General features: G+C 68.0%; 7 protein-coding genes. 3 read left to right on the top strand and 4 right to left on the bottom strand.

Annotated features, from left to right (window positions below; all coding sequences use genetic code 11):
* Window positions 1–233: 233 nt before the first annotated feature.
* Window positions 234–2,135 (bottom strand): LuxR C-terminal-related transcriptional regulator, encoded by a 1,902-nt coding sequence (locus ACWKY3_RS09695; RefSeq protein ID WP_449316203.1) that lies wholly within the window; start codon window positions 2,133–2,135, stop codon window positions 234–236.
* A gap of 290 nt (window positions 2,136–2,425) precedes the next feature.
* Window positions 2,426–2,887 carry a hypothetical protein gene (locus ACWKY3_RS09690; RefSeq protein ID WP_449316202.1) on the bottom strand — a complete coding sequence of 154 codons (462 nt, stop codon included), beginning with the start codon at window positions 2,885–2,887 and terminating at the stop codon, window positions 2,426–2,428.
* A gap of 284 nt (window positions 2,888–3,171) precedes the next feature.
* On the opposite strand from ACWKY3_RS09690, the gene ACWKY3_RS09685 reads away from it, so the two are divergent.
* Both ACWKY3_RS09685 and ACWKY3_RS09680 read left to right on the top strand, forming a co-directional pair.
* Window positions 3,172–4,032 (top strand): hypothetical protein, encoded by an 861-nt coding sequence (locus tag ACWKY3_RS09685; protein WP_449316201.1) that lies wholly within the window; start codon window positions 3,172–3,174, stop codon window positions 4,030–4,032.
* Between the two features lies 1 nt (window position 4,033).
* Window positions 4,034–4,786, top strand: a complete 753-nt coding sequence (locus ACWKY3_RS09680; RefSeq protein ID WP_449316200.1) for a TorD/DmsD family molecular chaperone — start codon at window positions 4,034–4,036, stop codon at window positions 4,784–4,786.
* A gap of 140 nt (window positions 4,787–4,926) precedes the next feature.
* Here the strand turns inward: ACWKY3_RS09680 and ACWKY3_RS09675 are convergent, their stop codons facing one another.
* The gene (locus tag ACWKY3_RS09675) at window positions 4,927–6,900 is read right to left on the bottom strand and encodes a UvrD-helicase domain-containing protein (RefSeq protein ID WP_449316199.1); all 1,974 of its coding nucleotides are present in this window, start codon (window positions 6,898–6,900) and stop codon (window positions 4,927–4,929) included.
* A 10-nt stretch (window positions 6,901–6,910) separates the two neighbouring features.
* Window positions 6,911–7,945, bottom strand: coding sequence for a hypothetical protein (locus ACWKY3_RS09670; RefSeq protein WP_449316198.1), 1,035 nt, complete (start codon window positions 7,943–7,945; stop codon window positions 6,911–6,913).
* 378 nt (window positions 7,946–8,323) lie between these two features.
* On the opposite strand from ACWKY3_RS09670, the gene ACWKY3_RS09665 reads away from it, so the two are divergent.
* On the top strand, window positions 8,324–11,317 hold a 2,994-nt coding region (locus ACWKY3_RS09665; protein WP_449316197.1), incomplete at its 3' end, for a twin-arginine translocation signal domain-containing protein.

The following is an 11,317-nucleotide window of genomic DNA, read 5'->3' as shown; positions in this document are numbered from 1 at the left end:
GCTGGGCGCGCAGGGCCGGCCCCTCCGAGGCACCCGATCAGAGGGGGCTCGGCCCGAGATCCGGCAAACACCGGTTCGTGTCAACGGTGGTTTAACAGAGAGGCGGGCGCAGCCGGCCCCGCCAACCTGCGGACGCGATCGGTCCGCGTCGGCGGTGGTTCGGCAGGGCGTCGCGTGCGACTCGGGCGCCGGAGGGCGTCGCGTGCGGCTGTGCGGCATCGCGCCGTGTGCGGTCACTCGGACGCTTCGGCGGACTCCACCATGCGCATGAGCTCTTGCTGGGTGTGGATGTCCAGCTTGCGGTAGATGTGGCGGATGTGGGTTTTCGCCGTTCCCTCGGAGATGTAGAGCTTCTCTTGGATGTAGGCCGCGTTGTGGCCTTTGGCCAGGAAGAACATGACCTCCGTTTCGCGTCGGGACAGCAGGAAGGCGTTGGCCACCGTCTCGCATTTGGCGCGGAAACGTCCTCCGCGCTGGCGGCCTTCGGACGCGGCCAAAGGCCGGCCCGCGCCGCCGGGGATTCCGTCTGCGGGGCCTCCGCCTCCGCCGGCTTTCTGATCCGCGCCGACGGCGGGTTGCAGGGACATGGCCGCCAAACGTGCGGACGAGGGATGCCGCAGCATGGCCTGCCGTGCAGGGGAGAGGTTCGCAAACGACGCTGCGGAAAAGGACGCGGGCGATCCGTCCGCAGACGGGGCGCCGGCCGGCGCGGAGGCGGAGGGACCGTGCCCGGGCGGGGTCGGTCCTTGCGGGTCCGGCAGGTTTGACGGGTCCGGCAGATCCTGCGGGTTCGAGGGGGACGGCTCCCGAGCGGCCAGGTTCGGCTCGGCGGGGCTTTGGGTCGGCGCGGCCGATACGGCGAGCGGGGCGTTCTCCAAGCTGACGGACACGGCGCGCACCGCCGGGCATGGCGCCACGATGGACTCTATCTCGCGCTCGCGCGGCAGCAGCGCGTACGCCACGAACATGGCCACGAGCATGGTCATGGCCACTCCCTGCTCGCCGAAGGGCAGGGCGTTCAGCCAGCCGGCGTCGATCACCGGGATCAGCGACCCTGCCAAGATCCCCGCCGCCAGCATTCCTCGGCCCAGGCCGAACACCAGCACCGGCGACATGCGGAACCGCTGCGCCAGCATGCCGAAGAACACCCACATCATGGCTTCGAAGCTCAGGTACCCGATAAGCAGCGCCAGGTTCGGCAAAAGGTCCGACCCGCTGCGCGCCGATGGCAAAAACAGCAGCGCGACGGCGATGAGCGGCACAAGCGGCCGGAAGTAGCGGTTCCATTGGTCGCCCCTGCCCTGGATCATGATGGTGATCAGCATGATGACGGTGGCGCATCCGGCGGCGAGCAGCAAAAGCAGCTGGTCGGCAAGGTCGGTGGCGGGCAGGCTTGCCTGGATGGACGTTTGTCGGAGCGTTCCCAGGGCCAGGCCCATGATGAGCGTGGGCGTGGCGAACCGCGCGAAGAACTTCGCGCGGTTGACGGGCAGCGGTTTGAAGATGGGGACGCCGTCGCGCTCGGAGTAGGGCCGGGGCGTCTTGTTCCACAGCACGGCCAGCTCGAGCAGGGGGATGGCGGAGGCCATGAGCCCTGTGAAGGGGACGGGCGCGCTGTGCAGCAGAAGCACGTACACGGCCACCCCCATGACCACGCCCAACGAGGTGTTCAGCACAATGGACGACGTGTCGCAGCGAGCGAAGGCCGTCCCCCAGAACAAGATGAGCATGGAGGACCCCAGCCCCGTCAGAACGCCGGAGGCTATCTCAAGCGCCACCAGGTCGCCCGTTCCCGACAGCGCCAGCAGCACGGTGCCCGCGCAGCCCATGGCGGAGGCGGCGGCGAGCGTTTTGCGGGAGATGTAGAACCTGAGGAAGCGCTGGTCGGTGGCGGCGGCGAACAACAGGCACGCAACGTAGACGATGATGGACACCAGGTAGGCCGCAGTCACGTGCATGTCGTTCATGCCCGTCAGGTACGCTTGGATGCCGAACACCGACGTCGCGCCGAACATGGTGGCGAACACCCATGCCTGGTGCAGTCCGTACCCAACGGAAAGCAGGGTGAGGTCGCCCAAGGCCGCGTCCTCGGCGAAGTCGGCGTTCACCGTTATACGCGGAACACGGATTCCCATGGCCCCTCCTTCGCGGATTCCTCTCCCAGCCCCTCTGCTGATGAAGATAATACTAACCGGGCTAATCTTTGTATAGGAGAATCGACGGAAAAGCCGAGAGGCCCCCTTTTGGAGACGACCACTTTGACGTGGGAAAATGAAAAAATAATCCTCTGAGGATGATGTTTGGGGCCGCAGATTGCCGCTGGGGGGCCTCGCTCGACCGCCCGCAGGCTCCCGCGGCCCGTCCGGCTGCGGGCGGGCCGGCTGGTCGTCCGGCCCGCGTTTCCGACAGCGGCGGGGGCGGTTCCCTACGCCACCGTGACCACCACGCTGTCCCAGCGCTCGAGGGGCGTGTCCTCGCCCTTGGAGCCTTCGGAGTCGTAGGTGGTCTGCGTGCCCGGCTTTTGGCTTGCCGCCTTGTGCACCGTGCACGTGTACTGCTCGCCGGACAGGTCGTCCGCCAAGCGGGAGACGCTGTAGTCGTGGATGGCGTCCAGCCCGTTTTGGCTCTCGCTGGACGTCACGGCCTCCTTCAGGCAGTCGCTTGCGGTGCTGCCCTCGGGGACCATGACAACCCCCGTCTTCACGCCTCCGTTCTGCGCGGTCCGGTCCACGGTGCACACGATCTCGATGGCGCCTTTGCCGTCCGCCGCGGCCACTTCGTCGTCGTGGACGTGGTAGTACGCGTAGGCGGGCGCGGCGACGAGCGCGCACGTGCAGCCCAGGGCCGCTGCGGCAAGGAGCCTCTTGCCGCGAAACGCGTTGGCCATAAGAGTTCCTTTCTGCGAAGGAGCCCCGCTTTTCGCAACGCAGGGCGGATTATAGGGCGGCCCCGCGCGTGCCGTCAAGGGTGAGCGCTGCGAGCTGTCTTGCGTTTTCCCATGTCATAGCCTTGCGGGGATGATGGGGCCACGCATTTCAGCCTTGCGGGATGATGGGTGCGCCCGCTACCTTCCTATAATCGGGAAGACGTCTTGAGAGGCGGGGCGCCCCGGTTTCGCGCCGTGCCCCGAAGCGCGTTTGCGCGGACCGTTTTGGCAACGAAGGAGGCATCATGGGAAACGACGCGGCAAAGCCGTTCGACGACCTGTGGAAAGCGGAGGCGGCAGACGACGAGTTCGATCCGCTGGCCGTAGACGACGGGCTTATAGACCAGGAGGAGATGGACGACGACAACCCGCTTGACACGGTGGATTTCCCCACCATGCGCAACATGCCGGAGGGCATGCGTCGCGAAGGGGTGTACACGCTCGAGAGGATGGGCGGCGCGGAGGCGGCGGTGAGGTCGCTGCTCGATCACAACCCGGCGCGGCGGCCCGTGCTGCTGGCCATCCTCGGATGGTGCGAGGACGGCTGCGCCACAAGCGAGCTGACCCGGCGCGTGGACGAGGCGCAGGAGCACAACCGCTCCGTGTACGCGCCCACCACGTTGTGCCGCATGCTGGAGCGGGCCGGCGCGCTTGAGCTGGAGATGCCCGAGACGTCCGACGCGCGCGAGGACGCGGCCGAGGGCGTGGAGTACCTGGAGATCAGGGAGCGGGTGGACCCGGTGTGGCGCTCCACGCCCGAAGGGCTGGCGGTGCGCGAGTCGCTGACCCAGGGTACGGCGTTTCGCGACATCGTGCTGGGCCGCGATGTGCGCTACGCTTCGGTGTACCGTGCGGTCATGGAGGCGGTTGAGCGCGCGCCTCGTTCGAAAGCCTACATAGACGCGCTGGTGGACGCGTTTCCCGAAGTGCAAAGCCCGCGGCGCTTCGGCGGGCATTTCGTGGACATGCTGGAGCGCACCGACGCGCTGGAATGGAGGGACCGCGCCTGGCGGCTGACCGATCTGGGGCGTTCCTTGTTGCCGGATGTGCGGGAATTGGCAGAGGCGCGGGCGGCTTCGTCCGACCCGTCCGGGAAGGAGAGCTGACATGGAGGAGAGGGTTGAATCGATGGGCGTTTCATCTGGCGGGGGTGCGCCTGCGGGCGAGGCCGGCGCACCTGCGGGCGAGGTGGACCTGGCTGCGCTCATGGATCTGCGGGCGCGCACCTACGGCATGCTCGCGCGGCTGTACCGCAAAGAGGTCGACCTCGACGTGCTGCGCGAGCTGCAGGGCATGCGCTTTCCCACCGCCACCGGCAACGCCAAGGTGGACGAAGGGTACCACCTGCTGTACGACTACCTGCGCGGCGCTTGGGACGACAGCGTGACCGAGCTGGCCATCGACTACGTGCGCACGTTCATCGGGCACGGCGTGAACGGCTACTCGGCGGCGTATCCGTACGAGAGCGTGTACACCTCCGAGCGCCGGTTGATGATGCAGGAGGCGCGCGCCGAGGTGCTCAAGACGCTGCGCGAGAACAGCTTGAAGCGCGGCAACTGGACGGAAGGCGAGGACCACGTGGCGCTGGAGCTTGAGTTCATGCAGCGCATGGCTCTGCGCACGGCCGCCGCGCTGCGCGAGGGCCGCGAGGACGAGGCGGTTAGGCACGTGCGCACGCAGCGCGCGTTCGCCCAGGAGCATTTGCTGAACTGGCTGCCCCTGCTCACAGGCGACATGCGCCTGTTCGCGCGCACGATGTTCTACCAGGGCCTCGCCCAGCTGACCATGGGCTATGTGGAGGAGGACGAAGCTGTGCTGACCGAGCTTCTAGACGGCGCGGCCGCGGAGGCCGACGAGTAGGGTTCTGCCGCGCTGCGCCGCCGCGCTGGCTGCGGCCGCCGGGGTGCCACGCCGCCGCGCTGTCTGCTGCGAACCTGGTTGCGGGGCCGGCGCCCTCGGTGGCGTCCCTGCAGGCGTTCGACGCCTGCAGGGACGGCTTGCTAGTTCAGTCCGAGTTCAGCAAGGAGGGCCTGGCCGCCGTCGGTGGTGGGGGCGGCGTTGCCGGCTTCGGCCAAAAAGCAGGTGGGGCGCACGACGGCAACGCGCCCGCCGTTTTCGGCGCGCACTCTGGTGACCTGCATCTTCGAGCGCTCGGCAAGCTCGAGGTCCGCCTTGCTGAAGTACGACACCACCAGCCGTCCGCCCGCCTTCGACACGGCGTTGGCGAAGCGCCTGCGGTCGCGGTTGAGCACGCGCTCGCGGTCCGCATCGGTGCTCACCGCCTCGAACGCGCCGCGTCCGGGGACGAAGCCGTCCACGGCCCCCATGACGAGCACGTTGTCGTAGTCGCCGCCGCAAAGCGCGTCGAAGTCGGCCACGTGCAAAACGTGCGGGTTCTCGGGCCACACGGGGTCGGTCACGCTCGCGCGCATCAGGCGGTAGAGCTGGCAGGCGTCCTCGTCGCCCACGATGGAGGCGTCCAGGTCCTCGAACTCGGGCAGCCCGTTTGCGCCGATGGCGCGCAGGACGGAGAACCCTTTGCGCCCGGTGTTCGCGGCGATGAACTCCTGGCCTGCGCGCCAGCGCTCGGCCAGGACGTTTGCGCGCAGGAACGGTTCGGGCTCGTCCTTGTCGCGCGATCCCACGGCTGCGAGCGCATCGTAGAGGCTCAGCCCGCCCTCGGAGGCGAACCGGGCCAGGTTGGCCCAGGCGTCGCTGTTGGTCAGGTGGTTGTCGAACCCGCACCAGCTGCGCCACGCCGTCAGATCGCGAGGGAGGGCTAGAAGCGTGAGCTTCGTGTACGCCACCAGGGCACGCGCCCGCGAGCTTTCGCGGGGGTCGCCGCCCAGGCCGGACAGCGCGCCCGCTGCGGACACGGAGAACCCGCGCGAGCGCAGCACCTTCTGCGCCATGAGGGCCCAGCGCCGATTGGGCACCACGATGCACGTGCGGCTCTCATGCGCGTCGCCCTGCGCATTCATGAGCGCGCGAAGGTACTTGGTCAGGCCGTTGAGCTCGTCGTCGGGCGAGGTCCACTTGACGGCGCGAAAGCGATCGACGGCGCCCGCGCGCCCGCCAGCCGCCGAGCGTCTGTCGGCCCCCTCGGCATCCGGCGACGCCTTGAACGCGGGGTCCATGTCGCCGTGGTCGCACAGGGCGTTCACGAAAGCCGCGACGTCGGGGTTCCCATAGGCTCCCGTCAGGGAGAACGTCTGCACGCCTTCGCGAAGCCCGTCGAATTGCGCGAACCCCTGCGGGCACGGGAAGTCCGTTGTCACCTCGAGCGTTTGGTTGGGGTTGCCGGCCACCGCAAGCTGCGTTCCCGCCAGAAGGCACAGGCACGTCTGCTGCGCGCGGCTCATGTTCTGGTAGTCGTCGCACAGCACGTAGGCGAACGAGCCGCGCGCCGCCTTGCCCGCGTCGCTTTGCAAAAAATCGACGGCCAGCGCGGGCGCCTCCTGCGCGAGCATGGCCTCGCGGGAGGCCAGCGTGCGCTCCATGAGGTCGAGCACGGCGCGTTCCTGATCGCCAACGCGCCAGTTCTCGCGCGGCTCAAGCTGCGCCATCTGCTGGTAGAAGTAATCCAGCATGCGGCGGAGCTTGCGGATGGGTGTTCCCAGCGTCTTCATGTCCTCCAGGAAGAAGTTGTACTCGGCGGGCGTCAGCATGCGCGGAACGCGACCCGTGGCCGCGCGCGCCGCAGGCGCGTCCAGCACGAGCGCGCACGCTTCCAAAGGCGTGAGCACGGCCACGGCCTCGGCCGCCGCGCCGTTGCCGTCCGCTGCCGCTTTCAAGCGCTGGCGAAACGCTTGGGCCGCGAAGCTGCTCGTCGTCTCCACCAAGATGGACGCCGGGTCGACGCCTGCGCGCAGCAGCTGGGCCGCTCGTCGCACCAGCGCCTCGGTCTTGCCGCTGCGCGCAGGGCCTTGCACTTTGGCCATGCGGCCGTCAAACGATGCGATGCCGTCTATCATGGGAAACCTCCTAGCGGGCGGATGCGGGTTGGGCGGGCGCGTCGTTCGTCGCGGCGCAGGCGCTCTCTGCTGCGCCTTCGGTTTCGTCCTCGACCTCGGCTTCGGCAGCGAACGCGCCCGTGCGCGAATCGAACGTTCGAGCACTTCCGTCAGTATACTCCACCTGCCATGTGCGATAGTCCAAGGCGAAGTCCGCCTCGTCCGCATCGAACCGATGCGTGTCCTCGTTCCCGTCGGCTTGCGGGCCGCCCGCTTCGGCCTTCCGTCCGCTTCCGGCGGCATCGCCCGGAGCGTTCGCGGTAGCCTGCTCGGCCGCCAACCGGGGCGATTCCAGGAAGGACTCCGCAGCCTCCCGTTCGGCCGCCTCGGCTTGCTCGGCCTTCCGACAGGCTTCGTCTTGCGCGCGCTTGGCCGCCTCGGCTTGCCGCTGCGCTTTGGCGGCCAGCCCGGCGGCGCGTTGGCGCTCGTATGCCGCGGGCGCGGGCAGCAGCACGCGCGCCGCGCCCTGGCCCAGGCGCCCGGCGCCGTAGGCGTTGCGCACGGCGGTGACCAGTGCGGCGGCGTCGGGGTCCACCGCGCCCGTGCTGTCGCAGCGCAGCAGAACGGACAGCTGCCCGTTCTGCAGTTCCAGCTCCATCCAGTCGAACGAGAGCTCGGGGCGGCCCTCATCGCGCTGGCGGCGGTTGAAAATGCGCACGTTGTTGCCCACCTTGTGCAGCTGGTTGCGAATCCAGCGCTCCATCACGTTGCTCCACAGCTCGTCGGCGCCCTTGGCGGACGGGTCCAGGTAGACGCGCGTGCCCATTTTCACCAAGAAGCGCGCGACGTTCACGGGCCGGCCGTCGGCGGGCTGGCCGCTGGCGAGCGGGGCGTCGGCGGGTCCGCTGCCTGCGTCAGCGTGCGTCCTCGCGCCTGCCGGATGCGTGCGCACGAGCGTGGGGCACACGTGCGCGTAGCAGCGGCCCACCTCCAGGCGAAGGTCCTCGGTGTCCAAACGCTCGTCCACGTCCAGGACGAGCGTGAGCGACGGATGCGGTTGTGCCATGGTCTGTCCTCCTTCTCGATGCGCGGTGCAAAGCGGGCGCGGCGGGCCGACGCGTCCCGGCCTCGCGCCCGCGGCGCGCTCTGCGTTGTCCGAGCCGTCTCAACCTCTTCGCCATTCCAGTATAGAAGCGTCTCCGCGCGCAAAATAATCCCTTGGGGATGATATGCGCGCTCAGAAGCATCCACCCCTTATGATTTGGGCTTTTCCTCCTTTCTTACAATCCGATGACGGAAGGGCCTCCCTGCGGAGGCAGACGTGCCGGCCGGCAAAGCGGCGGCGTTCCCCTCGATCGCCGCCGCTTTGCCGAAGACGGTGACGCCTGCCTGCGGACGGCCCGCAGCAAGACGAAGGAAACGAAGGAAAAGAGAGGAGGGGCATATGGCGAAACTCACGCTCACGCGCCGCAGCTTCATGAAGGCCGCCGCCGTGGCCGGAGCCGCGAGCACGGTGGGGTTTGCCGCCACGCCTTCCACCGCGCTGGCCGAGGGCGAGGATGCGACCGCAGGAGAGGTCAAGCGCATTCGCTCGTGCTGCCGCGCGTGCGGCAAGGTGGAGTGCGGCGTCTGGGTGACCGTGCAGGACAACAAGGTCATCAAAGTGGAAGGCGACGAGTCCAACGCTCACAGCCGCGGCCACTGCTGCGCGAAGTCGCAGTCGTCCATGCTGGCCCTGTACCACCCCGACCGCCTGCGCTACTGCATGAAGCGCACCAACCCCAAGGGAGAGGACGATCCCGGTTGGGTGCGCATCACGCTGGCCGAGGCGTTCGACGAGGCGGGCGCCAAGCTCAACGAGATTGTGGAGAAGTACGGCGGCGAGGCCAACTTCGCCATGGGCGGCACTTCGCGCGTGTGGGCGCAGCCTCCCTACGGCACGCTCAAGTCCATCTTCCCCACGCCCAACGCGCACCTGGCCTACGAGATCTGCAAGGGTCCGCGCCACTTCGCCGGCATCCTCACCGACGAGATCGGCTCGCCGTGGATGGAGGTTGAGCAGGGTCCGCTCGTGTACGTGCAGTGGGGCACCGCGGCCGAGTACTCCAACTACGACTCCACGAACCGCACCGTGGTGGACTGCAGCCAGCGCGCCTACAAGCATATATTGGTGGACCCGCGCATGACGCCGCTGGGCAAGGAGGCCGACATCTGGCTGCCTTTGCGCGTGGGCACGGATTTGTGCCTGTCGCTCACCTGGCTCAAGTGGATCATCGACAACGAAGCCTACGACGATTTGTTCGTGCGCCGCTGGACCAACGCTCCTTTCCTGTGGAACCCCGAGGAGGGCGGCCGCACGGCCAAGGGCTGGTTCATGGAGATGAACGGCGGCATCGACATGGAAAGCCGCCTGCTCACCGAGGCCGACCTTGACCGCGAATGGGTGAGCCAGTGGTGGGAGCCGGCCGATCCGCAGTACTCCTACCGCCGCTTCATCTGCTGGGATGAGAACAACAACAAGCCCACGTACTGGGACGCCGAGGCCTGCCAGTGGGAGGGCGAGAAGCACAAGATCCCGACCACCGGCACGTGGATCGAGCACCCCTACAAGCCCATCATGGCCGATGCATGGCTGCCCGACCCGTCGCACTTCGCCGATCCGGCCGATCCCACCTACGACGCGTACTGGAACGAGGGCAACGAAGGCGGCGCGAAGTCCAACCCGGCCGGCCTGCCCAAGAACCCGGCGCTGTTCCCCGGCGGCGTGGAGATCAAGCTTGCCGACGGGCGCACCATCACGGCGGGAACCGTGTGGGAGTCGTTCTCCGAAAGCCTTGAGGAGTACACGCTTGAGTACTGCGAAGAGGTCACCGAGGTCCCGGCGGACAAGATAGAGGAGGCCGTGCGCACCTACACCACGCGCCTGAACCCCCTGCACGGCAACGGCGGCATCCACTACCAGCTGGCCCCCGACCAGACGGGCCATGCGGTGCAGAACAGCCGCGCGCTGCAGCTCATCGCGTGCATCACCGGCAACTCCGACGAGCCCGCCGGCAACCGCGGCTCCTCCAAGGCCGAAGTGGACGGCTGCTGCGGCCGCGCCAACATGAAGGTGACCGATCATGAGCCGCAGGACTGGGGCATCCGCGAGGGCGTGGGCACCATGGAGCTGGGTGACACCCCGCGCGATTTGTCCGTGGAGGAGCAGATCCCGCTCATCCAGAACTTCGTGCAGCACCTCATAGACGAGGGCTCGCCGCTGGCCGAGCGCTACGGCAACCACGTGCCCTCCGACGAGGAGGCCCGCTGGATTGCCGAGCGCAAGGGCGGCGACTACAAGGCCAGCCGCGCCTGGCCGGGGCTGACCACCTCGTTCGACAGCAACGCCAAGCAGATCTCCGCGGAGCGCTTCCCGCTTCTGCGCTACTGGAACCGCTGGGCCGACTCGGCCGCCATCTGGGACTCCATCAACGAGATTGACACCCCGTACCAGATTCACGGCGGCGTGTGCATGTCCGGCGACTTCATGAACGAGTCCAACCTCCTGGAGGCGTGGGAGGCGCTCACCCGCCTGGACTTCTGGCTGGACTTCAACCTGTGGGCCTGCCCGAACAACGGCTGCGCCGACATCGTCATCCCGTGCCTGCATTGGCTGGAGGTCAACACCGGCCGCGTGTCGCAGGGCGCGGGCGGCATCTTCGGCGCGGGTCAGCGCGCGGCCGAGCCCATGGGCGATTGCATGTACGACCCGGTGTCGGTGATCTGCCTGCACCTGGCCATGGCCAAGGCCCTCACGGGCAAGGAGCATCCGGTGCGCGCGGACATTCCCGCAGAGCGCTCGGCGGTCATCTGGAACGACCGCGACCTGAACTACGACGGTTGGAACAACCTGGACTACACCCAGTTCGTGCAGATGGGCGGCCCGGTCACCTACGAGGAGCAGGAGTACCGCGTGCTCAAGGACGCCACCGACTGGTGGCGCATCGAGGAGTTCAAGGGCAAGGAGAGCCAGCCCGAGCAGGTCATCCCCGCGTTCCCTGACTACGCCGCGTCCGAGAAGCCGGACGCCGTGCTCAACGACGTGGCCGGCCCGGACTTCCCCGAGTTCGCCGCCAAGTTCCAGGAGGAAGGCTGGTTCGACTGCCGCAAGTGGCACCCCGAGCGCTGGGGCACCTACCGCCGGTGGGAGATGGGCTACCGTCGCCAGCAGGGCGGCTACAACCTGTACGCGGCCGTGGACGAGAAGTGCGGGTTCATGACCCCCACCGCCAAGGTGGAGGTGTGGTCCACCATCGCCGAAACCTACATCGGCGACGACACCCAGACGTTCGCCGCCACCTGCTCGCCGGCGCGCGCGGCCTACGACGGGGCCATTCCCGACATCGACAAGTTCCCGCACTGGTTCGAGCCGAAGAACTCCAAGGTGCAGGCGCCGCAG

The organism is Rubneribacter sp. (assembly GCF_965361815.1).
The sequence above is the reverse complement of the archived record's forward strand: the minus strand, read 5'-3'. Positions and strand labels throughout refer to the sequence as shown.

Excerpts from the sequence above, each read along its gene's own strand:
- ACWKY3_RS09670 (WP_449316198.1), bottom strand. The coding sequence starts at position 7,945 with ATGGCACAACCGCATCCGTCGCTCACGCTCGTCCTGGACGTGGACGAG.
- ACWKY3_RS09695 (WP_449316203.1), bottom strand. The coding sequence starts at position 2,135 with ATGGGAATCCGTGTTCCGCGTATAACGGTGAACGCCGACTTCGCCGAG.
- ACWKY3_RS09675 (WP_449316199.1), bottom strand. The coding sequence starts at position 6,900 with ATGATAGACGGCATCGCATCGTTTGACGGCCGCATGGCCAAAGTGCAA.
- ACWKY3_RS09685 (WP_449316201.1), top strand. The coding sequence starts at position 3,172 with ATGGGAAACGACGCGGCAAAGCCGTTCGACGACCTGTGGAAAGCGGAG.
- ACWKY3_RS09680 (WP_449316200.1), top strand. The coding sequence starts at position 4,034 with ATGGAGGAGAGGGTTGAATCGATGGGCGTTTCATCTGGCGGGGGTGCG.
- ACWKY3_RS09690 (WP_449316202.1), bottom strand. The coding sequence starts at position 2,887 with ATGGCCAACGCGTTTCGCGGCAAGAGGCTCCTTGCCGCAGCGGCCCTG.